Origin of the sequence: Rathayibacter oskolensis (genome assembly GCF_900177245.1) — a bacterium.
Lineage (GTDB): Bacteria > Actinomycetota > Actinomycetes > Actinomycetales > Microbacteriaceae > Rathayibacter > Rathayibacter oskolensis.
Map to the genome: position 1 here is coordinate 1,545,922 of NZ_FXBM01000001.1, position 22,377 is coordinate 1,568,298.

Consider the following 22,377-nt stretch of genomic DNA (forward strand, 5'->3'; position numbering starts at 1 on the left):
CATCGTCTCTTCCTTCTCACAGCTCGGTCTTCTCACGGGCTCAGTGGGATTCGCGCATCACGTCGGGACCGGTCGAGCCGGTCAGGAAGTCCAGGTCGGCTCCCCGCTCGGCCTGCTCGACGTGGTCCACGTAGAGCCGCTCCCAGCCCCGCACGGGTGTCGCGTACGCGGCGACGGTGGCGGCGGGCTGCCGACGGGAGGCGAGCTCCTCGTCGCCCACGAGGAGCGTCAGGGAGCGCGACGCGACGTCGAGCTCGATGAGGTCGCCGTCCTGGACCAGCCCGAGGGCTCCGCCGACCGCCGACTCCGGGGTCACGTGCAGCACGATCGTGCCGTAGGCCGTGCCGCTCATGCGTCCGTCGCAGATGCGGACCATGTCGCGGACGCCTGCGTCGAGCAGGCGCTTGGGAAGCGGCATGTTCGCCACCTCGGGCATGCCCGGGTACCCGCGCGGGCCGCACCCGCGCAGGACCAGGACCGAGTCGGCGGTGACGTCGAGCTCCGGCGAGTCGATCCTCGCGTGCATGTCCTCGACGGAGTCGAAGACGACCGCCGGGCCTCGATGGTGCAGCAGGGCCGCGGTGGCGGCGGCCGGCTTGATGATCGAGCCGGTGGGCGACAGGTTCCCGCGGAGCACGGCGATCCCGGCGGCGGCGAGGAGCGGCTGATCGACCGGTCGGATCACCTCGCGGTCCCAGACCTCGTGCCCGGCGAGCTCCTCGACGAAGGGCCGGCCGAGCACCGTCACGGCGGTCGGGTCGAGCATCGCCCTCACCTCGTTCATGACGGCGAGGAACCCGCCCGCCCGGAACAGGTCCTCCATGAGGTGCGCACCGGCCGGCTGCAGATCGACGAGCAGCGGCACGTCGGCGCCGATGCGGTCGAAGTCCTCGAGGTCGAGGTCGACGCCGAGCCGGCCCGCGATCGCGAGCAGGTGCACCACGGCGTTCGTCGAACCGCCGATCGCCGCGAGAGCGACGATCGCGTTGTGGAACGCCGCCTTGGTCATGACGTCCGCCGGCGTCCGCTCCTCCCCCACCATCGTCACGATGTGGTTCCCGGTCGCGTGGGCGAACTGCAGCAGCCGGCTGTCGGAGGCGGGGACCCCCGCGACACCCGGCAGCGTCATGCCGAGAGCCTCCGCGACGCACGCCATGGAGGACGCGGTTCCCATGGTGTTGCAGTGTCCGCGGCTGCGGATCATCGACGACTCCGACTGCACGAAGTAGTCGCTGTCGAGCCGGCCCGCCCGCACCTCCTCGCTCAGCCGCCAGACGTCGGTGCCACAGCCGAGCGGGCTGCCGCGGAAGGTGCCGTTGAGCATCGGACCTCCGGGGACGACGATCGCCGGGATCCCGACGCTGGCGGCGGCCATCAGCAGCGCGGGGATCGTCTTGTCGCACCCGCCGAGGAGCACCAGGCCGTCGACGGGGTTGGCCCGGAAGAGCTCCTCCGCAGCCATCGCGACCATGTTCCGCCACAGCATCGCCGTGGTCCGGACGGTCGTCTCTCCGAGGGAGATCACGGGAAGGTTGTAGGGGATGCCGCCGGCTTCGTACACGCCGTTCTTCACACTCTGGGCGACCTCGTCGAGGTGCGAGTTGCACGGCGACAGGTCGGAGGCGGTGTTCGCGATGGCGATCTGTGGCCGGCCGTCGAACGCGTGGTCGGGAGTGCCTCGCCGCATCCACGCCCGGTGGAGGTAGGTGTTCCGGTCGTCGCCGCCGTACCACTGGGCGCTGCGGACGGGTCGGCCCGTCCTGATCACCGGGCCCAGGCCGGACGGAGGTGTGGAGCCCTGGTCGTTCATCGAGGGACCTGTCTGCCGTCGCGGCGGTGAGGGAGGCGGGCGAGGCCCGCGTCGGTGAGATCCGCCGGCAGGACGCGCTGGGGCGCCCCCTGGTAGGCGATCGGTCGGAGGAAGCGGCGGATCGCGGTCGCTCCCACCGAGGTGTGCTGCGAGGTCGAGGCCGGCCAGGGTCCCCCGTGGTTCTGCCCCCAGGTGACGCTGACACCGGTCGGCCACCCGTCGAAGACGACGCGGCCGGAGCGCTCCGCCATCAGCGCGACCAGCCCGTCGATGTCCTCGCCCGGCTCGCTGTGCACCGTGGCGGTCAAGGAGCCGCTCACCCGCGCCAGCGCCGCGACGACGTCGTCCGGGGAGCGGTACTCCACCAGCAGGGTCGACGGCCCGAAGCACTCCTCGAGGAGCAGATCGCTGTGCTCGAGGAAGTCGTCGAGCGTCGTCGTCAGGACCACCGGAGACTGCGCGAGCACCCCGTCCGCCGATCCGCGAGCGAGAGCACGCACGTCGCCCGCCGACTCCACCCGGCGCGTGGACTCGGTGAAGGACTCCGAGATGCGCTCGGTCAGCAGCGTCATCCTCGGCAGGGCGTCGACCCGCTCCGTCACCGCATCGGCGAACGTCGACGACGCCGGGACGAAGACCACGCCGGGCTTCGTGCAGAACTGCCCGCCGCCCAGCGTGAACGAGGCGACGAGCTCCGCGGCGAGCTCGGACGTGCGGCTGTGCGCCGCTCCGGGGGTGATCACGACGGGATTCACGCTGCCGAGCTCTCCGAAGAACGGGATCGGCTCCTCGCGCTCGGACATCGCGCTCATCAGCGCCTCGGCGCCCCGGAGCGAGCCGGTGAAGGCGACGGCGCGCACGTGCGGGTCGGCGACGAGGGCCAGCCCGGCCGCACGCCCCTCCACCAGGTCGAAGACGCCGCGCGGTGCACCCGCCTCCTCCAGCGCCCGATCGACGACGGCAGCCGTCCGTCGCGAGAGCTCGGGATGCCCGGGATGCGCCTTCACGACCACCGGGCAGCCCGCCGCGAGTGCCGACGCCGTGTCGCCGCCGGCGACCGAGAAGGCGAACGGGAAGTTCGAGGCCGAGAACACCGCGACCGCGCCGAGGGGGCGCAGGTACCGTCGGATCTCCTGCGAGCCGTCGCCGCCGATCGTGCCGGCGACGTCCACCGACGCCTCGAGGTAGGAGCCCTCCTCGACGACCTCGGCGAACAGGCGCAACTGGCCGCTCGTGCGCGCCACCTCGCCTCTCAACCGGTCCGCACCCAGGTGCGTCTCCCCCTCCGCCACCGCGACCAGGTCGTCACGAGCCTCGTCGAGCCGCAGAGCGATCCGCGTGAGCCAGCGCGCGCGCTCGGCCCTGGACGACGCAAGCGCCGCCGGCACCGCACCCGCAGCCGCGAGGACGCGGTCCTCGACGATGCGCGTGCCGGCGGCGGCGTGCACGAGCTCCTCGTGCGCTTCGATGGTCATCGCTCCACCACGACCGTGATCGGACCGCTGCCCGCCGCCAGCTCCACCTCGGAGGAGGCGCCTCCGGCCGCGATGCGGTACCGCCCCGCGAACCCCTGCAGTGGCACCCGCCCGTCCGCTCCGGTCCTCGCGGTGGTCCCGTCGTGCCACCACTGGCGGCGGATGAGGTCGTGCAGCGCGTCGTAGCCGGGCTTCCTGCTCCCGTCGCGCCGCAGCAGACCGGACGGAGCACCCAGCCAGGCGCCGTCGTCGGTGAGACCCCAGTAGGTCAGCGACTCGACCGCGGGATGCGCGAGGACGTTCCGGTAGTGGCGGACGAGCTCGTCCGCCTGACGGGCTTCGCCGTCCTCGGTGCTGGGCCAGGACTCGACCTGGTAGTCGTTCAGGTCCTCGATCTCCTTCGGCATGAGATCACCGGAGAGCAGGGTCGTCTCCGTCATCTGCAACGGGAGCCCGAAGCGGGAGAACCGTTCGAGGACCTCGCTGATCCGGTCCTCCCCCCGGTACCCCTGGTGCATGTGCGTCTGAAGCCCGATGGCGTCGATCGGGATCCCCGCGTCGAGGCAGTCCTCGATGAGGTGCTCGTAGTCGCTCGAGAGGTCGAAGTCGTTGAGCACGAAGCGGCCCGCCGTTCCGACGGAGCGCGCCTCCTCGAACGCCAGCGCGACCATCCCGACGCGTCCGAGACGTGTCGCGAGACCGGTGATCGCGTTCGCCTCCGCCGTGAAGCGCGGCATGATCACGGTCTCGTTGATGGCGTCCCACTGGTCCACGATCCCGGCGAAGTCCGCGACCTCGCGGCGGATCCTGGCCCGGAGGACCTCCTCGACCTCCGCGTCGTCGAGCGGGAGCAGCCACTCGGGCGCCAGCGTGTGCCAGACGAGCGGATGTCCCTTCACCCGCACCCCCCGCTCGGCGAACCACTCCGCCGTCTTCTTCAGGCGTGCCGTCTCGGGACGCCCCCGTTCGGGCTCGAACCCGCGCCAGTAGAAGGGCAGCGTCACCGTGTTGAACACCTCCAGCCACGCGTCCGCGAGCATCCGGGGGTCGGACGAGAGCCGGCCGCCGAAGAACTGCGACGCGTCGCCGCCGGTGGCCAGCGGAGGGCCTCCCAGCCAGTCGACGAAGTCGAATCCGATGTTGCCGAAGCCGAACGCGTGAGCGAGCTGCGTCGTCGTCACGGCCACGTCCGGCACGGGCCGGCCCTGGTCGTCGACGACGAGGACGTCCGTCGTGAGGGTGCGATGGCAGAGATCAGGCACGGATGAACCTCCGCGTCGTCGCGTCGTGCGGCGGAGCGACCGTCATCGTTCGCCCCTCGCCCCGGGGTACCAGTCCTCGAGCGTGTTCTCGGTGATCGCGATGAACACGTCGTCCGGGCGCACCCCCTCCGCCTCGAGCCGCCGGGCCACGGCCTCGAACATCGCCGACTTCGCCTCCTGGTCGTACATGCGGACCATCAGCACGCGGACGTAGACCACGTCCCGCCGGTCCCCGCCGAGGTAGTGGGCGTCGGCGATGATGTGGTCGGCGGGCAGGGGGTGGATGACCTGGAAGCGGTCCTCCGCATCCATGCCCAGGCCTTCGACGAGACCGGCGTTGACGGCCTCCGCGTAGGCGAACCTCTTCTCCACCGAGACGGTGTCGGCTACTTCAATGGTGACGAGAGGCATCAGGCCCACGCTTCCTTGCTCACGCGCACATCGGCGCTGGTTCGTACGGACTCCTCGATCGCGAGACCGAGGAGGTGGTCTTGGCAGGCTTCCGCGAGCGGGTACGGCTCCGGCCCGGCGTCGCGGGCCCACCGCCCCGTCGCCTCGAGGAAGTCGGCGACGGCGAGGTCGTCCTCGGAGAGTCGTGTGCCGATCCAGGCGTTCCTCCAGACGAACCGGCCCTCGAAGGAGGCGGACACCACTTCGTTGCCCTCGAGGTTCATGTCGACGCCGGTGCGGCGGTAGGAGATCGGGGAGACGACGACTCCCTCGTCGGTGAGGTGCGTGACGGTGTCGTCGGAGATCTCGCCCAGCGAGCCCCTGATGACGATCCGCCGGCTCAGCAGCGGATTCCACCACTGGTTGTCCACGAAGTCGTAGAGGCCCATCCGACCGTCGCCGAAGTCGAGCGTGCCGATGGTGGTGGTGCGCGGTTCCGGTGTCGGGTCCTCGCGCCAGCCGTCGAAGGTCAGCGGGTCGGCCTGGGGAGCGGTGAAGGCGCGTGCGCTCACGACGGCCTCCGCCATGCCTGCTCCGAGGAACCCGCGCATCAGGCTGGTCGCGTGGTAGAGGTGCGTGGAGGCCACCTGAACGGCTGTCGGAGCACCGATGGCGCCGCTGTCGATCACCGACTTCCGTGCCGCGTGACCCGGCATCAGCATGTACTGCTCCGCCACCTGCACGCGGCCCGACGAGCCGACGGCCGACCACAGCTCGCGCAGCCCGTCGGCCGTCGGCGCGGGCGGAGTCTCGGCGAGCACCGGGATCCCGAGCTCCACGAGGCGAGTGGTGACGGTCGGCATCGACGACCACGAGACGGCGGCGATCACGAAGTCCGGACGGAGGGCGAGCGCCTCCTCCAGGGTCCGGACGACAGGAGCGTCCCATCTCGCAGACATCCGCGCCTCGGCCTCGGCGGAGTTCGCCACCACGGCGACCGCCTGCAGCCTCGCGGGCGAAGCGTTCGCCAGGCGGAGGTAGAACTCCGACCGCCACCCCGTCCCCACTACAGCGAACTTCACGGGCTCAGTCATCTCGGACCTTCTCTTTCGTGGACGGGATCGTGCAGGGGTACGGAGAACGGGTGGTCATATCTGACTCATCCCGCCGTCGACGACGAGTTCGGCGCCGGCGACGAAGCTGGACTCGTCGCTCGCGAGGAAGAGGACCGCTGCGGCGACCTCCTCGGGCCGGCCGATGCGCCCCACCGGTATCTGCGAGGCGACCGCCTGCTCGACGGCGACGGAGCCTCCGGTGAACCTGTCGAAGCCGGCGGTCGCGATCGGGCCGGGACTCACCGCGTTGGCGCGGATGCGACGGTCGGCGAGCTCTGCGGTCAGCGTGCGCGCCAGGGAGCGCACGGCGGCCTTGGTCGCGTTGTAGACGGCGTGTCCCGCACCGCCGTTGTGCGCGGCGATCGAGGAGACGAGGACGATGCGCCCGTCGTCCGCCATCAGCGGGACGATGGCGCGGGAGGTCAGGAACGCCCCGCGGAAGTTCAGATCGCTCACGTGGTCGAACATCTCCGGCGTCGTGTCGACGATCGGCGTCGCCTCGACGTCCCGTCCCGCGTTCACGACGAGGATGTCGACTCCGCGACCGTCCTCGCCGACGGCCCGCGCCAGCGACTCCAGATGCTCGAGCCGCGAGCCGTCTCCGACCACGGTGCGCACGGAGCCGTCGGTCTCGCGACGGAGCGCCTCCGCGCGCTCCGCACTGGTACCCGTCGCGATGACGTCGGCCCCCTCAGCGACCAGGCGGAGTACGACGGCCCGACCGATCCCGGCGGTACCGGCGGTGACGACGGCCAGCTTCCCACTCAGGCTCCCGCTCGCCGCGGTCACTTGAGCGCTCCGGCGGCCAGGCCGCGCTCGAACGAGCGCTGGAGGAGGAGGTAGGCGACGATGACCGGCACAGCGGTGATCACCGCTGCGGCCAGGACGCCGGTCTGGTCGTTCGTGTACTGGCTGGTGAAGAACGAGGGCAGGAGCGTGACGACCTGCTTGTCCGGGTCGTTGAGCATGAGCAGCGGGAGGAGGAACGCGTTCCAGCTGTTGATCAGCGTGAGCACCACGATCGCGCCGGCGATCGGCCGGGTCAGCGGCAGGACGATGTACCAGAAGACCTTCCCGATGCCCGCTCCGTCGACTCGCCCTGCGTCCATCAGCTCCGAGGGGATCCCGGCGAAGAAGCTCCGCGCGAGCAGGACCGTGAAGGGGATCTGGAGAGCGGCCAGCGGCAGGATCACCGCGATGAGCTCGTTGTACACGTCGAGCGTCGACGCCGTGACGAACAGGGGCGTCAGCAGCACCGCCTCCGGCATCGTCAGAGCGGCGATCAGGAGCCAGAACCACACCTCCTTGCCGCGGATGCGCAGCTTGGCGAACCCGAAGGCGGCGAGCATGGTGCAGACGTAGACCAGCGCGACGGTGGAGGCCGCCACGATGATCGAGTTCCGGAAGTAGACGGGGACCACACCGGTCGCGAAGACCTTGACGTAGTTTCCCCAGCCCTGTCCGGCCAGCGAGCCCTGGACCATCGCCACGAGGGCGAAGAGGTAGGGGATGACGATGACGGTCGCGAGCAGCTGCACGCCGATGCGGGAGCGGATCGATCGGAGTTCGAACACGACGGCCTCAGCTCTCGTCGGCGCGGCGCCGGAGGTTCATGAGCACTCCGCCACCGACCGCGAGGACGAGGAGAGCGATCGAGATGGCGGCGGCGTATCCGAAGTGCTTCTCGGCGACCATCGTCTGGTAGATGTACGTGCCCAGGAACTCGGTCGCGTGATTCGGACCGCCCTTGGTCACGAGGTAGGGCACGTCGAAGGTCTTGAGCGCCCCGATGATGCCCAGCGTGGCGAGAGCGATCGTGGTGCCCTTGCACATCGGCCAGACGATCGAGACGAGCGAGCGGAAGTTGCTCGCACCGTCGATGCGGGCCGCCTCGAGGACCTCCGGCTCGATCTGGGCCATCGCGGCGTAGAAGAGGATGAACGTGAGTCCGGTCCACTGCCAGACGGTGATCGCCATGACGACGGGCATCGCGGTCGCCGGATCCGCGAGCCAGGGATGGGCGAGATCGCCCAGTCCCACGGTGCGCAGGATCGAGTTGAACTGGCCTTCGACATCGAAGATCGCTCGGAAGACCGGGGCCATGGACGCCGGCGCGAGGACGGTCGGCACGAAGATCAGCACCTTGTAGAGAGGCGCGAGACGGATCCTCGAGTGCATGATCGCCGCGAAGGTGAAGCCGATCGCCGTCTGCACTGCGAAGGTGACCACGAAGAAGATCGCCGTGTGCCAGATCGCGCGCCAGAAGACGTCGTCCTGGAACATCTGCACGAAGTTGGCCGCGCCCACCGACTCCGACGGGCTGAGGATGAATCCGTTCCAGTCGAGGGTCGAGACGTAGCCGGTGTAGCCGATCGCGAAGTAGATCATGCCCAGCACCAGGATGATCGCCGGGAGGATCCAGATCATCCCGGGGCCGAAGATCACCCTCTTCCGCGGTCGCCCCGGGGAGGGCTCGACGCCTCGAGCGGCGCTGTCGGGCGCTCCCGCGCCGGATCTCGCGATGGCCGTTGTCATGTCAGCTCCATTGCCTGATGCCGTGCCGTGGGTGGTCCGCTCGGACGTGATCCGCACGGACCACCCACGGCACGCGGTGGGTCTTACTTCTGGGCGTCCGAGACGGACTGCAGGCCCTCGAGGGCCTCATCGACGGTCCTGTCACCGGAGGCGACGCCGATGAGCGCGTCCCGGAAGGCCGTGTTGAGATCGGCGCTGACCGTCGCGAAGCGGGGGTCGGTGGCCTCGCTGGCCGTCGCCGTGTACTCCTTGAGCGCGTCGAGCTGAGCATCCGGGGCGACGAGGTCGATGCTGTCCCAGTCGGGCTGCACTCCCGTCAGAGACGGGATGTCGTTCAGGGTGTTCGCTACCGCCGTCTGGCCGGCCTCGGACGTCGTCAGCCACACCGCGAAGGTCGTGGCCGCTGCCTGCGCGTCCGACTTCGTGCTCACCGCGAGTCCGTAGTCGGCGTCGCCGAACATCTCGCCGACGTTCCCGGTGCCCGCGACGTCGGGGAACTGGATCGGGACCATCGTGAACGGCTCGGGGTTCGCCACGCCTGCGGCCTCCATGGCCGTGACCATCGCGTCGCGCACGGTGTACTGCGTGTACCAGCTGCCCATCATGATCATCGCGTACTTCTCGGACATGAAGGCGTTGTTCGCGTCGGGGTACTGCTGCAGCCCGATCGCCCCCTCCTGCATGATGCCGTCGTCGAAGAGGCTCTTCCAGATCTCCATCCCCTGCTCGAAAGCAGGATCCGTGTAGTCCATCTCGCCGAGGGAGGCCTTCGCGTAGGCGCCCGGCTCGATGTTCTGCATGATCGCCTCGAAGGTGTCCATGTCGAACGCCCACTGACCGGCGCCCTGGACGAAGCATCCCTTGCCTGCGGCCTCCAGGGCCTGGCACGCCTGCAGCCACTCGTCGTAGGTGGTGGGCGCCGTCACGCCGACCTCGTCGAGCATGTCCTGGTTGACCCAGATGCTCCCGGAGTAGACGGCACCTGCCGAGAGGCCGACGACCTTGTCGTCGACGGCGAGGCCCTCGACGCCCGACGCCGCGAGCTTGTCCTTCCAGTCCGACCCCAGCTCCGCCTCGACAGCGGGAGCGAGATCGATGGCACCCGCCTGGAACGTCTCCACTCCGCCGTTGGCCGAGCCCGGTGCGACGTTGAACACGTCCGGGCCGTCCGCGGAGGTGATCGCCGGGCCGAGGACCGAGTCGTAGCTGTCGATCGGCTTCGAGACGAACTCCACCTCGATGTCCGGGTACTCCTCGTTGAACGAGGCGATGAGCTTGTCCGCCAGCGGCTTGTCCGGCGTCCACCCCCACCAGGTGATCGATCCCTCTGTGGCGGAGCCGGGATCGCTCGTGCCTCCTCCACCGCTGCAGGCCGCGAGCGACACCGCCAGGATGCCGGCCGCGACCATCGCGAGACCGCCTTGCCGTCCGAACGTCTTCTTCGACATCGAGCTACTCCTCCAAGCTCCGCGTCGTCGCGGAGTGTTCATGGGATACAGGTGCGGAGTCCCCGCCTCGGGTGACTCGCGATCAACTTACCTGCAAGTTACAACGCAACTTGCGTACGGTTTGCAGTGTAAAGTAGCGTGAAGCTCATCGTCAAGACCAGGACGAACGCGGAGCAAGGGGGGTCTCGTGGCTGATTCCGGCGCAACACTCGCGCAGATAGCCGAGGCCGCGGGCGTCTCGATACCGACGGTGTCGCGTGTCCTCAACGGCAAGCCCGGCATCTCCCCCCTCAAGCGCAACGAGATCGAGCAGCTGATCGAGGATCTCGGCTACGCCCGGCGCAAGACGAAGCGCACGGCGTCGCTGATCGACTTCGTGGTCTCCAGCCTCGAGACCCAGTGGGCGACGGAGCTCCTCCGGGGGGCTCAGGCCGAGGCGGCGCGCGCGGGCGTCGACATGGTGCTCAACGTCACGCACAGCACGCCGGCGGGCGCGCCCGACTGGATCGATCGCATCGCCTCCCGCGGATCGGACGGCATCGTGCTCGTCGTGTCGGAGTGGACGCCGGACGCGCGGAAGCGACTCGCGAAGCTCAAGCTGCCCGTCGTGGCCATCGACCCGCTGGGGAACGACACCGAGTCGTTCGCGACCGTCTCAGCGACCGACTGGGTGGGCGGTCGAGAGGCCACCGAGCACCTGCTCGCCCTCGGGCATCGGCGCATCGGGTTCGTCACCGGGCCCATGGAGCTCGAGTGCCACCAGGACCGTCTCGACGGGTACATGAGCGCGCTGGGTCGCGCCGATGTCGCGCCGCAGAAGGATCTGGTGCGACACGGCGACTCGCTGATCAGCGGTGGTCAGAGGTACGGCGGCGAGCTGCTCGACCTTCCGGACCGCCCCACCGCGATCATCAGCGGCTCCGACGAGCAGGCCTACGGTGTCTACCTGGCGGCCCGGGATCGCGGCATCCGCATCCCCGAGGACCTGTCGGTCGTCGGCTTCGACGACGTCGATCTCTGCCGGTGGGTCAGTCCGCAGCTGACCACCGTCCGCCAGCCGCTCGCGAGCATGGCCTCCGAGGCCACCCGGCTCCTCCTCAAGCTCGCGGCCGGCGAAGCGGTCGACACTCCGACCGTGCGGCTGGCCTCCGCGCTCATCGTCCGGGAGTCGACGGCGCCCATCGCGTCGTGAGAGCCGCCCGACCGTCCCGCCGGGACGACGGGCCACGGAGGCAGCACCCCGGCCGCTCCTGCGCAGGCGGGCGACTCCGGTCGCCGCTGAGTCGTGCCGGGCCGCCCGCCGAGCGTTTCCCCGCTATTCGGCGACGAAGTCCGAGGTGTCGCCGACCAGGCGGGTGTTGTCCGCCGGCACTGGCTCGACCGCCGCGAGAGCGACCTCCGCCGCGAACTCGCCGACGTTGTAGAGCTTGCCCGCCGACTCGCGGCGCGAGCTGATCGCGCCCGGGTTGGAGCGCTCGAGCAGCGTCGCCGTGATCGTGCCCTCGATCATGTCGCCCGAGACGACGACGAACTCGATCCCGCGCTCCGAGAGCTCGGCGATCCGCTCGCGCAGGGCGTCCTCGCCGGCGCGCTTCGAGAGGGCGACCGGCTCGTACTCGGGCATCGTCGGCGTGGTGCGGATGAAGTGGGCCTGGTGGCTGGTCACGAAGACGATCCGCGAGCCGGCGCCGAGCAGCGGGAGCGCCGCCTCCAGGGTCGCGACCTGCGAGTCGCGGTTCAGGACCATCGCGTAGTCCTCCCCCATGGCGCTCTCCATGCCGCCCGAGGCGTTGAGGACGAGGACGTCGAGTCCGCCGAGCTCCTGCTCGATGCGCGCGAACATCTCGGAGCGCGACGCGGGATCGGTGAGGTCGGCGCCCACCGCGAAGGCCGAGCCTCCGGCCGCGACGATCTGATCGACGAGCTTGTTCGCGCGCGGCGCCTTCGAGCGGTAGTTGACGACCACCCGGGCACCCGCCTCGGCGAAGTAGCGGACGGTGTCGGCGCCGATGCCGCGCGAGGAGCCGGTCACGAGGATCCGCTTGCCGTCGAGCGAACCGGGAGCGAGGGGGTTGGACACGAGGAGTTCCTCCAGGACGCCGGCGCTTGGTCCGGAACGGGCACGATGACGGGCGACAGCCCGACTGAGGAGCCTAGCGCTCCCCCTCCCAGCCCGCTCGCGGCGGGCCTTGTTACGGTGAAGTCGCTCATCGTGGGGAAGGAGCAACGGCAATGGATGCTGTCACCCAGTACGCGTGGATCCTCTGGCTCGCGCTCATTCTGATCTTCGTGATCGTCGAGATGATCACTCTCGAATTCACCTTCCTGATGCTCGCCGTCGGAAGCGTCGGCGGTCTGCTGACCGGCCTCGTGGGCGCGCCGTTCTGGGTCCAGGTCCCGTTCGCCGCCGTGCTCGCGGCCCTGCTGCTGTTCACGGTGCGGCCCTCGCTACTCCGGCTCCTCAAGCGCGGCGGTGATCCGACTCCGTCGGGCTCCGACGCCCTCCTCGGACTCGCCGGGAGCGTCGTGATCGCAGGTTCCGGTCCCGGCCAGGTCAAGCTCGCCAACGGCGAGACCTGGACCGCGCGGCTGTCGCCGCTCGTCGAGGACCGCCCGCTCGGAGTCGGCGAGCGCGTCGTCGTCACTGCCATCGACGGCGCGACCGCTGTCGTCGTCCCTGCCGAAAGGAGCTCTTCGTGAACACCTCCGCCATCGTGACGACGGTCATCGTCGCCGCCATCGTGCTCTTCGCACTGGTGGTGCTCTTCCGCTCGATCCGCATCATCCCGCAGGCCACCGCCGGCGTCGTGGAGCGCCTCGGCAAGTATCACAAGACGCTCCTCCCGGGTCTGAACCTCGTGGTCCCGTTCGTCGACCGCGTGCGCCCCCTGATCGATCTCCGCGAGCAGGTCGTCTCGTTCCCGCCGCAGCCCGTGATCACCGAGGACAACCTCGTGGTCTCGATCGACACGGTCGTCTACTTCCAGGTGAACGACGCGCGCGCCGCGACCTACGAGATCGCCAACTACCTCGGAGCGGTCGAGCAGCTCACGACCACCACGCTCCGCAACGTCGTCGGCGGTCTGAACCTCGAGGAGGCGCTCACCTCGCGCGACAACATCAACGGCCAGCTGCGCATCGTCCTCGACGAGGCCACCGGCAAGTGGGGCATCCGCGTCGGACGCGTCGAGCTCAAGGCGATCGACCCGCCCCTCTCGATCCAGGACTCGATGGAGAAGCAGATGCGCGCCGAGCGCGATCGCCGCGCCGTCATCCTCACCGCCGAGGGGACCAAGCAGTCGCAGATCCTGAACGCCGAGGGTCAGCGCCAGGCGGCCATCCTCGCCGCGGAGGGCCAGGCCAAGGCCGCGGTCCTGCGGGCCGAGGGTGAGGCCAAGGCGATCACGACCGTCTTCCAGGCGATCCACGACGGACGCCCCGACAGCGGCCTGCTCGCCTACCAGTACCTGCAGACCCTCCCGAAGATCGCCGAGGGCAGCGCCAACAAGCTCTGGGTCGTCCCGAGCGAGCTGACGGAGGCGCTGAAGGGCGTCGGCCAGGCGTTCGGGCAGAACGCCGCTCCCCGACCGACCGACCAGCAGGACGCCGGGACCACTCCCCCGACTCCGTCGTTCTGACTCGCTCCCACCCTCGATGAGCGACCCGGGCCGCGTCCCCTACCTGTCGGGGCCGCGGCCCCGCGTGATCGCCCACCGGGGCTTCGACCTCGACGGGCCGGGAAACACGCTCGAGTCCTTCCGACGCGCGCTCGACGCCGGTGCCGACCTGCTCGAGTCCGATGTGCGCAGCTCCGTCGACGGGGTCGCCTTCCTCCAGCACGACGGCGAGATCGTCGAGCGGGGCGGTCGCCGTCACCGCGTCGACCGCCTGCGTGCGGAGGAGCTCTCGAAGCTGGAACTCGTCGGTGGTGAGCACCCGGTCTCGCTCGCCGACGCCCTGCGCCTCCTCCCCCTGGCCCGGTTCAATCTCGACGTGAAGTCGGCCGACGCGATCGCGCCGACGGTCCGCGCGGTGAGGGAGGCACGCGCCGAGCACCGGGTGCTCGTCGCCTCCTTCTCGGAGGCGCGCCGAGCACGGACCCTGCGCGCCCTCCCCGGAGCAGCGACGTCCGCCTCGGCGCTCCGGTTCGTCCTCGCACTGGTCGCCGCCCACCTCGGAGCGACGCCCCTGATCGAGTACGCCCTCCACGGGATCGACGCCCTGCAGGTCCCGGAACGGGTGCTCGGTCTGGCCGTCGCGGAGCCGCGCATCCTCCGACGGCTGCGCTCCACCGGCTGCGAGATCCACCTCTGGACGGTGAACGATCCCGACCGGATGCGGGAGCTCCTCCGGCTGGGTGTCGACGGCCTGATCACCGACCGCACCGACCTCGCTCGCGAGGCCGTCGACGACCTCCGGAGCGGCACCGGCGCGACCGCACGACGCGCACGGAAATCGGCCGCGACCTGAGGGTTCTCTGGCAAAGGCAGGGCGCCCGGGACCACCTCCAGGTACGCGGTCGACACTGGTCGGAGCACAGCGAGAGGAGACCACACAATGGCAGATCGAAGCTTGCGCGGCATGAGGCTCGGATCCCAGAGCCTGCAGAGCGAAGAAGGCGTCGTCTTCTCACCGCGTTCGACGTACGAGTACCACTGCTCGAATTGCGGATACGACACCGACATGGTGTTCTCAGCCGACGCCGAGGCGCCGGAGACCTGGGAGTGCCGCTCCTGCGGCCACGAAGCCATCCTGATGGTGGATTCGAAGCCCGTCGTCGTGGATCGGGGCGAGCAGAAGGCCGTCCGGACCCACTGGGACATGCTGCTCGAACGACGCACCCGCGCCGAGTTGGAGGAGCTGCTCGAGGAGCGGCTCGCCTTCCTCCGCGCGCGGCGCGGTGAGCACAAGATCGGCGCTTAGCGTCGGTCAGCGGACCCGACGTCGTCGGGGCTCGCGCGTCCGGAGGACGAACGAGACCAGAGCGACGAGACCGGCGGCGAGGAAGTACCAGCCGAGGTCACGGGCCCACACCAGAGCCGGGGTCGTGGTGGATGCAAGGGGAACCTCGTCCACCATGGCACCCGGCTCGAACCATTCCAGGGAGTCGATCGTCCCGCCGTCGGGGCCGATGATCGCGCTCGTCCCCACGGTCGAGATGTTGACCACGCTGCGACCGGTCTCGATCGCCCGCAGCCGCGCGATCGCCAGCTGCTGGACGCTCTCGTCGGTCCGCCCGAAGTCGGCGTTGTTGGTCTGAGCGAGGATCACCTGGGCGCCCCCGTCGACCATCGCGTTGGTCAGGGCGTCGTCCGAGATGTCGAAGCAGATCGCGATCCCGGCGAGGACGCCGTCGATGTCGAAGACGTTCGAGCGGGTGCCGATGGAGTAGTCGCGGCTGACGAGGTCGACGAGGTCCGGTGCGAACATCCGCCAGAAGGAGCGATCGGGGACGTACTCGGCGAACGGGACCGGATGCACCTTGTCGTAGATCTGGGTCGCTCCCTCCCCCGCCTTCCACAGCAGCGAGCTGTTGTAGAACACGTCCTCCTCGGGATTCGTGATCGTCCCGACGATGAAGGGCACGTCCATCTCGCGGCTGAGGTAGTCGAGGACCGCGGCTGACTGCTCGTTGCGGGTCGGGTCGATGTCGACGCCGTTCTCGGGCCAGACGACCATGTCGACGTCCTCGTCGAGGATCGGCAGCGTCGCCGAGGTGTGGTCCTCGAGGATCTGGCCTCGGTAGCTCTGTGAGAACAGGCCGGCATCGGAGTCGCCCTGGACGGCCGCGATCCGGGTCCCGCCCTCGGTCGGTGCCGGCCAGGCGGGGAAGACGAGGGCCGCGACGGCGAAGCCCGCGACCGTGGCGATCCGCGCGGTCGCGGGAACGGACACCACCCGCACGGCCTGCGCCAGGAGGGCCGCCAGGAACGCGACGACGAAGCTGAGCCCGGTGAAGCCGACCCAGGCGGCGAGGTCGGCGAGGGGCCCCGTCGACTGCGAGAGCGCCAGACGCCCCCAGGCGAACCCTCCGTAGGGCCACACGCTCGTGATCGTCTCGCGACCGGCCCAGAGAGCCGCCAGCAGCGCCGGGATGCCCACCATCCGGCCGAGCGGACCCGTCCACACGCGGTTCCCGCGGGTCGACACGACCGCCATCGCTCCGGCCGAGACGGCGAAGAAGATCGCCTGCAGACCGGCGAGGGCGAGCCAGGGGATCGGGCCGAGGTAGAGCGTCAGCCACGAGATGTGGATACCCCAGAACACGCCTCCGCCGACGAGCCCGACGAGCGCGCCGCTCCAGAAGGAGCGACCGGCGAGCGCGAGGAGGATCGCGGCCGCGCCGACGATCGCCAGCGGCCACACGTCGGTGTCGGGGAAGCCCTGGTCGAGGACGGCGCCGCCCAGAGCCGCGAGAGGGAGCGCGAGCCACAGCGGAGCGATCCGCCCCGCGGGCGGTGCGATCAGGTCCCTCATGCGACCGAGGAGTAGGCGACGATCCCCCGGCGGACGGATTCGAGCGCGGTCCGGGCGGCGCGACCGACCTTGCCGTCGGCCACGACGGAGAGCTGGTCGAGGAGGTCGATGGTCTGCTTCGACCAGCGGACGAAGTCGCCCGCCGCCATGTCGGCCTCGCGGAGCACCGCATCGAGCGGCATCCCGCGTGCCCACATGTTCATCGCGAGGGCGAGGCTCGTCGAGATCGGGTTGCTGCCCGGGAGGCGGTGATCGCGCTCGACGTCGTCGAGCTTCGCCCAGAGCAGCTGCGTCTTCTCGAGCGCCTCGGGGAAGGTGCCGCGGGGCAGGTACTTCTCGCCGATGGTCCCCTCTTCGCGTCGCGGCTCGAAGACCAGGCAGCACGCCATGGCGGCGAGCCCCGCCGGGTCGAGCTCGGTCCAGGCCTGCTTGCGGAGACACTCCGCGATCAGGAGGTCCCGCTCGCCGTAGATGCGGCGCAGGGTGCGTCCGTTCGGGGTGAGCGAGAGCTCCCCGGCGTCGTCGCGGCGGAAGTAGCCGAGCTCGAGGAGCACCTCGGTGATGCGGTCGAAGATCCGCGCCACGGCGCCTGTCCGCGCGCGGATCTGGCGCTCGATCTCGTCGGTCTCGCGGCGCAGCTTCCACCAGCGCTCGGCCCAGCGCGCGTGCTGCTCGCGGTCCTTGCAGGCGTGGCAGGGGTGCGCCTTCATCCGGCGCCGGAGGGTGTTCAGCTCGCCCTGCCGCTTCTCGCGCTCGCTGTGCGACGCGGACTCCTTGCGGACGGCACCGCGGCGCTCGAGCTCGCCGATCTCGCGACGGATGGCCGCGTACTGCTCGAAGTCGCCGAGGTGGCACTGCATCGCCGTGACGTAGCCCTCGAGCGACTCCTCCTGCTGGCGCACCCGGCGGGCGAGGTCGACGACGGAGCGGTCGGCCTGGAACTGAGCGAAGGACGACTCCAGGATCTCGCGGGTGCGGGTCCGGCCGAACTGCTCGATCAGGTTCGCCGCCATGTTGTAGCTGGGGCGGAAGCTGGAGTTCAGAGGGTAGGTGCGGCGGGAGGCGAGGGAGGCGACCGCCTGCGGATTCATCCCCCCGCGCCACTGGATGACGGAGTGGCCCTCGACGTCGATCCCGCGTCGACCGGCGCGCCCGGTCAGCTGCGTGTACTCCCCGGGCGTGATCGGCACGCGCGCCTCGCCGTTGAACTTCTCGAGCTTCTCGAGCACGACGGTCCGCGCGGGCATGTTGATGCCGAGGGCGAGGGTCTCGGTGGCGAAGACCACCCGGACGAGACGGCGGAGGAAGAGCTCCTCCACGACCTCCTTGAACGCGGGGAGCATGCCCGCGTGGTGGGCCGCCACGCCGCGCTGCAGGCCGTCGAGCCACTCCCAGTAGCCGAGGACCGCGAGGTCCTCGTCGCGGATGGTCCGGCAGCGCTCCTCGACGATCGCGCGGATCTCGTCGCGCTCGTGCCGCTCGGTCAGCCGGACGCCGGAGCGGAGGACCTGCCGCACGGCCTGGTCGCAGCCGGCCCTGCTGAAGACGAAGAAGATGGCGGGCAGCAGGTTCTTGCCGCGGAGGATCTCGACGACCTCGGACCGCGGGACGAGATCCTCGGTCCGCGACTCGTGGAAACGCCCACCGCGACCACCGCGCTGAGAACCGCGACCGCCGCGCTCGACGCGGGTACCGCCCTGGGCCAGTCGTGCCAGTTCCGGGTTCACCCGGTTCGTCGCGGCGCGTCCGGAGGAGTCGAACAGGTCGAGGAGCTTGCCGCCCACGAGGACGTGCTGATCGAGCGGGACGGGCCGCTCCTCCGAGACGATGACCTCGGTCTCGCCGCGGACGGTCTGCAGCCAGTCCCCGAACTCCTCGGCGTTCGAGACCGTCGCGCTCAACGAGACCAGGCGCACCCGCTGCGGGAGGTGGATGATGACCTCCTCCCAGACGGCTCCGCGGAAGCGGTCGGCGAGGTAGTGCACCTCGTCCATCACGACGTAGGCGAGATCGCGGAGCAGATCGGAGTCGGCGTAGAGCATGTTGCGCAGGACCTCGGTCGTCATCACGACGATCCGGGCCCGGGCGTTCACGTTGGAGTCGCCGGTGAGCAGCCCGACCTCCGAGGCCCCGTACTCGGCGACGAACTCCTGGAACTTCTGGTTGCTCAGCGCCTTCATCGGCGTCGTGTAGAAGACCTTCGCCGCCGGGTCCTGCATGGCGAGGTGGATCGCGAACTCGGCGACCGCCGTCTTGCCCGCGCCGGTCGGCGCCGCGACGAGGACGCTCCGCCCGTCGTCGAGTGCGCTGCACGCCTCGTACTGGAACGGGTCGAGGTCGAACGCCAGGGTCGAGCGGAACGTCTCGACCCTGGCGTGCCCCTGGCGCGTGCGGAACGCAGCGAAGCGCTCGGCGGGTGACTGCTCGATCACGCCGGCAGGTCGGACGGGGTGCCGTCGAAGACCACCTGGCGCTTGGCGACGCGCCTGTCGTGCAGGATCGCGATGCCGCATGCGGCGAAGAACAGGATGATGATCGGGATCGCGAGCAGGAACATCGAGATCGGGTCGGCGGCCGGGGTCGCGATAGCGGTGAAGAGGACGATCACCATGATGGCCACGCGCCACGACTTCAGGATCGTCATCCCCGGGAGGATGCCGACGAAGTTGAGCAGCACGAGGAACACCGGCAGGACGAAGGCGATGCCGACGACGAGCACCAGCTTGAGGACGAAGTCGTAGTAGACCTTCGCATCGAGGAAGCTCGCCGCGTCGCCTCCCGTGAAGCCCGTGAGGAGCTCGACGATGTGCGGGAAGACGAACCAGCCGGACAGGCAGCCCGCGAGGAACAGCGGGATGGCCGTCAGGATGAAGCCGATCCCGTAGCGCTTCTCCTTGCCCGTCAGCCCGGGAACGAGGAACGCCCAGACCTGGTAGAGCCACACCGGGCTCGCGATGACGACGCCGATCGTCATGGCGATCTGGAGCTTGAGATCGAAGGCACCCGTGATCGTCGGGAAGTTGAGGACGGCCTCTTTGTTCTGCGTCGCCGCGACGACGGCGATCGGGGCCTTGAGCGCCTCGAAGACCCAGTCGGAGAGGAACCAGCCGCCCACGCAGGCGATGGCGATCGCGATGGCGGAGATGAAGAGCCGATTGCGAAGCTCGATCAGATGGGCCCCGAGCGACATGCGCCCTTCGGGGTCCTTCTTCGAGCGCTTCGTCCGTGGCTTCTTCGCTGCCACGGAGGTCATTACTTGATCGGGGTCTCGGGCGGCGTGGTCGCGCTGGACGTCGTCGTCCCGGTCGCGGTCGTACCGGTGCCGGTGACCGTGCCGTCCGTCGAGTCCTTGCGCTCAGCGCCGTCCTCGTCCTTCATGGTCTTGACCTCGCTCTTGAAGATCCGCATCGACTGCCCGACGCTGCGGGCGAGCTGCGGGAGCTTGGGCGCACCGAACAGGAGGAGGATCACGGCGAGGATGATGAGGAGGTGCCACCCCTGGAGGCCAGCGAACATTGCAGACTCACTTCACTTGTCGGTTGCGGTGTACGAGGAGCTTACCTCGTTCGACGCGGGCTGACCGTCGATCCTCAGCTCTGTCGCGGCAGGAGTCGCGCCGCGATTCGTGTGCGCGTCTCACGTCGTCGCGATCGGCGAACAGGGAGGACGGAGGACGGGGCGCCACCGGCAGGTCGGATGCGGGCTGGATCGCGTCGAGCTGCGCGGTGAGCTCGTCGAGCTGCCGGAGCAGGACTCGGCCCTTCCGCCAGTAGGAGAGCGCGAACAGCACGAGCACGCCCACGGCAGCGAGCGCGAGGCCGAGCCAGATCAGGATCCACGACCACCAGGTCATCAGGCCTCCTCGTCGTTGGCGCGCAGGGCGGCGCGCGTCCACTCGGCGACGGCGCGCCTCGCCCCGTCGGGAGCCACGACGGCGACGAGTCCGGGCAGGGAGGCGACCAGTCGCGTCAGCCCCTCGAGATGCGCGACGCGGATGCGGACCACGACTGACTCCTCCCCCGACGCCACCGGCGGGAACTCGGCGTCGGCCGCGTAGTCGCCGAGGAGGGCGACGGAGCTCGGCGCCACCCGCAGATCGACGACGAGGTCGGAGGCCGAAGCCTCGAAGAGCCGCTCGGGCAGGGTGACCTCGTTGCGCCTGCGCACGATGGGCGCACCCGTGTCGGCGAGCGAGCGCATCCGGTCGACGCGGAAGGTGCGGACGCCCTCGCGCAGGTGGCACCAGCCGCGGAGGTACCAGTCGCGGTCGACCGACTCGAGCAGGAACGGGTCGACGACCCGCGCCTCCGTCTCGCCACGGCCGCTGCGGTAGTCGAAGGCGAGCTGCGTCCCCGCGGAGAGAGCGGTGCGGATCGTCGCGACCGCCTCGTCGGCTCCGGTGCCCCTCGCGACGGCGACGGCGCTCGGAGCGCTGGAGGCGCCTCGGGACAGCTTGCCCATCAGCGCGGCGATGCGGTCGTTGCCCTGGTTCTCGGGGAGAGCGGCGAGGTACTGCATCCCGGCGATCAGGGCCGCCGCCTCCCGCGCCGAGAAGCGCGGCGAGTCGTCGATGGCGACCTGCTGGGTCAGGACGATGTGGTCGTTCTCCTCGAAGTCGTCCCAGCTGATGTCGAAGAGGTCGTTGGCCTGGTACTGCGCCGTCTCTCCGGGCACGCCGGAGACGGCGATGAGCCGCACGGCCCGACGGACCTCCTCCTCGGCGATGTCGAAGTGCTCGGCGACCTCGGCGACCCCGACGCGACCGCGGTCGAGGAGGTAGGGCACGAGGGAGAGCAGCACGGCGAGTCGGTCGCGCGCCTGCAGCGAGCGGGGTCTAGCCATCGAGAGCTCCTCCGTGGTCGGACAGCGAGCGGCGCAGGCGGTCGACGACCTTGCGGCGCAGGCTCGCGGGCTCGAGCACGACGACCTCGGGACCGTAGCCGGCGAGCTCATCGGCGAGGATGTCGGCGTCGGTGAAGTGCAGGCGCAGCAGGTGCGCCCCCTCCCCCTCGGCCTCCGCCCGGCGACCGAGGCGCAGCGCCGCGTCGGAGTCGACGGCGACCCGGAGGAGCGCCGAGTTGCGTCGCAGGATCTCGTCGAGCTGCGCGAGGGCGGTCGCGGCGTGGTCGCCCTCCTCGATCGGCGCCGTCCGGCCGGTCGAGGAGACCGGGCCGACGATCCGGGCGAGGAGGAAGGTGCGGGTGCCCTCCGCCTTCTCGTCCCAGGCGTGCAGGTGCCAGCGGCCCTGGTGGTTCACGAGAGCGCGCGGGTGGACGGTGCGCACCCGCGGCTGCTCCCCTCCCGGCTTGAGATAGGGGAAGCGGACGACCTGGCCGCGGTCGAGTGCCGCGCTGAGCGGCTCGAACGACGCCTCGCGGACGCGGATCGACGGGCTGACTCCGATGACCGGATCGACCGACTCGACGCCGATCGAGCGCAGCTTGATCAGCGCGCGGCGGGACTCCGCCGAGAGCGTCCCCTCGCGCCAGACGGCGCCGGCGAGGCGGAGGAGCGCGACCTCCTCGGGGTCGAACGAGATGTCGGCCGGGAGGTCGTAGCTGCGCTTGGCGATGCGGTAGCGCACGGTCTGGGTGTTGCCGGGGTCACCGGGCGAGTCGACGGTCTCGATCGGGATGCCGAGCTCGCGCAGGTCGTCCTTGTCGCGCTCGAACTGCCGCTCGAGGGAGGCGCGGTCGCCGCGGTCGGACCGCTGGCGGTAGCCCTGCACCGTCGAGAGCACGTCGCTCTTCGTCAGCCCGTTCTCGGCTGCGACGAGCGCGAGCACGAGGTTGAAGAGACGCTCCTCGGCCGGGATGCGGCTCGAGGACGAGACGTCTGCAGGCACGCTCTCCAGTCTAGGGCCGG

General features: G+C 70.1%; 22 protein-coding genes. 5 read left to right on the forward strand and 17 right to left on the reverse strand.

Annotated elements, in window-relative coordinates:
• Positions 1–40: 40 nt before the first annotated feature.
• From B9Y99_RS07410 to B9Y99_RS07450, 9 genes are all read right to left on the reverse strand, one after another.
• On the reverse strand, positions 41–1,810 hold the full coding sequence (locus B9Y99_RS07410; protein WP_085475857.1) for an IlvD/Edd family dehydratase: 1,770 nt from the start codon (positions 1,808–1,810) through the stop codon (positions 41–43).
• Positions 1,807–3,285, reverse strand: coding sequence for an aldehyde dehydrogenase (NADP(+)) (locus B9Y99_RS07415; RefSeq protein ID WP_085475858.1), 1,479 nt, complete (start codon positions 3,283–3,285; stop codon positions 1,807–1,809). Before B9Y99_RS07415 ends, B9Y99_RS07410 begins: the two co-directional genes overlap by 4 nt.
• Positions 3,282–4,547, reverse strand: coding sequence for an endo-1,4-beta-xylanase (locus tag B9Y99_RS07420; RefSeq protein WP_085475859.1), 1,266 nt, complete (start codon positions 4,545–4,547; stop codon positions 3,282–3,284). The genes B9Y99_RS07415 and B9Y99_RS07420 overlap by 4 nt, the downstream gene beginning before the upstream one ends.
• A gap of 42 nt (positions 4,548–4,589) precedes the next feature.
• On the reverse strand, positions 4,590–4,958 hold the full coding sequence (locus tag B9Y99_RS07425) for a tautomerase family protein (RefSeq protein ID WP_129587934.1): 369 nt from the start codon (positions 4,956–4,958) through the stop codon (positions 4,590–4,592).
• Positions 4,958–6,031 carry a Gfo/Idh/MocA family protein gene (locus B9Y99_RS07430; protein WP_085475861.1) on the reverse strand — a complete coding sequence of 358 codons (1,074 nt, stop codon included), beginning with the start codon at positions 6,029–6,031 and terminating at the stop codon, positions 4,958–4,960. The genes B9Y99_RS07425 and B9Y99_RS07430 overlap by 1 nt, the downstream gene beginning before the upstream one ends.
• A 54-nt stretch (positions 6,032–6,085) precedes the next feature.
• A complete protein-coding gene (locus B9Y99_RS07435; protein WP_085475862.1) occupies positions 6,086–6,841 on the reverse strand; it encodes an SDR family NAD(P)-dependent oxidoreductase in 756 nt (251 codons plus the stop codon).
• Positions 6,838–7,626, reverse strand: coding sequence for a carbohydrate ABC transporter permease (locus B9Y99_RS07440; protein ID WP_085475863.1), 789 nt, complete (start codon positions 7,624–7,626; stop codon positions 6,838–6,840). The genes B9Y99_RS07435 and B9Y99_RS07440 overlap by 4 nt, the downstream gene beginning before the upstream one ends.
• 7 nt (positions 7,627–7,633) lie before the next feature.
• Entirely contained in the window at positions 7,634–8,587 is a 954-nt protein-coding gene (locus B9Y99_RS07445; RefSeq protein ID WP_085475864.1) for a carbohydrate ABC transporter permease, read from the reverse strand.
• Positions 8,588–8,670: 83 nt separating this feature from the next.
• Complete coding sequence (locus B9Y99_RS07450; RefSeq protein ID WP_165759558.1) at positions 8,671–10,035, reverse strand: ABC transporter substrate-binding protein; 1,365 nt, start codon at positions 10,033–10,035, stop codon at positions 8,671–8,673.
• 187 nt (positions 10,036–10,222) lie between these two features.
• Between B9Y99_RS07450 and B9Y99_RS07455 the strand changes: the two genes are divergently transcribed.
• A complete protein-coding gene (locus B9Y99_RS07455) occupies positions 10,223–11,227 on the forward strand; it encodes a LacI family DNA-binding transcriptional regulator (protein ID WP_085475866.1) in 1,005 nt (334 codons plus the stop codon).
• A 123-nt stretch (positions 11,228–11,350) separates the two neighbouring features.
• Here B9Y99_RS07455 and B9Y99_RS07460 read toward each other — a convergent pair whose 3' ends face one another.
• Positions 11,351–12,115, reverse strand: a complete 765-nt coding sequence (locus tag B9Y99_RS07460) for an SDR family oxidoreductase (RefSeq protein ID WP_085475867.1) — start codon at positions 12,113–12,115, stop codon at positions 11,351–11,353.
• Between the two features lie 152 nt (positions 12,116–12,267).
• Here B9Y99_RS07460 and B9Y99_RS07465 point away from each other — a divergent pair, with 152 nt between their 5' ends.
• The 4 genes from B9Y99_RS07465 to B9Y99_RS07480 all read left to right on the forward strand — a co-directional run bounded on the left by B9Y99_RS07465 (position 12,268) and on the right by B9Y99_RS07480 (position 14,958).
• Positions 12,268–12,735: an NfeD family protein gene (locus tag B9Y99_RS07465; RefSeq protein ID WP_085475868.1), complete on the forward strand. Its 468-nt coding sequence runs from the start codon at positions 12,268–12,270 to the stop codon at positions 12,733–12,735.
• A complete protein-coding gene (locus B9Y99_RS07470) occupies positions 12,732–13,673 on the forward strand; it encodes an SPFH domain-containing protein (protein ID WP_085475869.1) in 942 nt (313 codons plus the stop codon). The genes B9Y99_RS07465 and B9Y99_RS07470 overlap by 4 nt, the downstream gene beginning before the upstream one ends.
• Before the next feature lie 16 nt (positions 13,674–13,689).
• A complete protein-coding gene (locus tag B9Y99_RS07475) occupies positions 13,690–14,505 on the forward strand; it encodes a glycerophosphodiester phosphodiesterase family protein (RefSeq protein ID WP_085475870.1) in 816 nt (271 codons plus the stop codon).
• Between the two features lie 87 nt (positions 14,506–14,592).
• Positions 14,593–14,958, forward strand: a complete 366-nt coding sequence (locus B9Y99_RS07480; RefSeq protein WP_056042689.1) for an RNA polymerase-binding protein RbpA — start codon at positions 14,593–14,595, stop codon at positions 14,956–14,958.
• Positions 14,959–14,964: 6 nt separating this feature from the next.
• On the opposite strand, the gene lnt is transcribed toward B9Y99_RS07480, so the two are convergent.
• The 7 genes from lnt to B9Y99_RS07515 form a co-directional block, all read right to left on the reverse strand.
• On the reverse strand, positions 14,965–16,512 hold the full coding sequence (gene lnt, locus B9Y99_RS07485) for an apolipoprotein N-acyltransferase (protein WP_085475871.1): 1,548 nt from the start codon (positions 16,510–16,512) through the stop codon (positions 14,965–14,967).
• Positions 16,509–18,944, reverse strand: a complete 2,436-nt coding sequence (locus B9Y99_RS07490; RefSeq protein ID WP_085475872.1) for a DEAD/DEAH box helicase — start codon at positions 18,942–18,944, stop codon at positions 16,509–16,511. Before B9Y99_RS07490 ends, lnt begins: the two co-directional genes overlap by 4 nt.
• Positions 18,941–19,702 (reverse strand): twin-arginine translocase subunit TatC, encoded by a 762-nt coding sequence (gene tatC / locus B9Y99_RS07495; RefSeq protein WP_085476301.1) that lies wholly within the window; start codon positions 19,700–19,702, stop codon positions 18,941–18,943. Before tatC ends, B9Y99_RS07490 begins: the two co-directional genes overlap by 4 nt.
• Before the next feature lie 62 nt (positions 19,703–19,764).
• On the reverse strand, positions 19,765–20,028 hold the full coding sequence (tatA, locus tag B9Y99_RS07500; RefSeq protein WP_085475873.1) for a Sec-independent protein translocase subunit TatA: 264 nt from the start codon (positions 20,026–20,028) through the stop codon (positions 19,765–19,767).
• Positions 20,029–20,035: 7 nt separating this feature from the next.
• Positions 20,036–20,365, reverse strand: a complete 330-nt coding sequence (locus B9Y99_RS07505) for an Asp23/Gls24 family envelope stress response protein (RefSeq protein WP_085475874.1) — start codon at positions 20,363–20,365, stop codon at positions 20,036–20,038.
• Positions 20,365–21,354, reverse strand: a complete 990-nt coding sequence (locus B9Y99_RS07510) for a helix-turn-helix transcriptional regulator (RefSeq protein WP_085475875.1) — start codon at positions 21,352–21,354, stop codon at positions 20,365–20,367. Before B9Y99_RS07510 ends, B9Y99_RS07505 begins: the two co-directional genes overlap by 1 nt.
• Entirely contained in the window at positions 21,347–22,357 is a 1,011-nt protein-coding gene (locus tag B9Y99_RS07515) for a helix-turn-helix transcriptional regulator (protein WP_085475876.1), read from the reverse strand. The genes B9Y99_RS07510 and B9Y99_RS07515 overlap by 8 nt, the downstream gene beginning before the upstream one ends.
• Between the last annotated feature and the right edge of the window lie 20 nt (positions 22,358–22,377).

Coding starts and splice junctions, on each gene's coding strand:
- B9Y99_RS07505 (WP_085475874.1), bottom strand. CDS start 20,365: ATGACCTGGTGGTCGTGGATCCTGATCTGGCTCGGCCTCGCGCTCGCT.
- B9Y99_RS07445 (WP_085475864.1), bottom strand. CDS start 8,587: ATGACAACGGCCATCGCGAGATCCGGCGCGGGAGCGCCCGACAGCGCC.
- tatC (WP_085476301.1), bottom strand. CDS start 19,702: ATGTCGCTCGGGGCCCATCTGATCGAGCTTCGCAATCGGCTCTTCATC.
- B9Y99_RS07430 (WP_085475861.1), bottom strand. CDS start 6,031: ATGACTGAGCCCGTGAAGTTCGCTGTAGTGGGGACGGGGTGGCGGTCG.
- B9Y99_RS07450 (WP_165759558.1), bottom strand. CDS start 10,035: ATGTCGAAGAAGACGTTCGGACGGCAAGGCGGTCTCGCGATGGTCGCG.
- lnt (WP_085475871.1), bottom strand. CDS start 16,512: ATGAGGGACCTGATCGCACCGCCCGCGGGGCGGATCGCTCCGCTGTGG.
- B9Y99_RS07475 (WP_085475870.1), top strand. CDS start 13,690: ATGAGCGACCCGGGCCGCGTCCCCTACCTGTCGGGGCCGCGGCCCCGC.
- B9Y99_RS07480 (WP_056042689.1), top strand. CDS start 14,593: ATGGCAGATCGAAGCTTGCGCGGCATGAGGCTCGGATCCCAGAGCCTG.
- B9Y99_RS07410 (WP_085475857.1), bottom strand. CDS start 1,810: ATGAACGACCAGGGCTCCACACCTCCGTCCGGCCTGGGCCCGGTGATC.
- B9Y99_RS07510 (WP_085475875.1), bottom strand. CDS start 21,354: ATGGCTAGACCCCGCTCGCTGCAGGCGCGCGACCGACTCGCCGTGCTG.
- B9Y99_RS07465 (WP_085475868.1), top strand. CDS start 12,268: ATGGATGCTGTCACCCAGTACGCGTGGATCCTCTGGCTCGCGCTCATT.
- B9Y99_RS07415 (WP_085475858.1), bottom strand. CDS start 3,285: ATGACCATCGAAGCGCACGAGGAGCTCGTGCACGCCGCCGCCGGCACG.
- B9Y99_RS07425 (WP_129587934.1), bottom strand. CDS start 4,958: ATGCCTCTCGTCACCATTGAAGTAGCCGACACCGTCTCGGTGGAGAAG.
- tatA (WP_085475873.1), bottom strand. CDS start 20,028: ATGTTCGCTGGCCTCCAGGGGTGGCACCTCCTCATCATCCTCGCCGTG.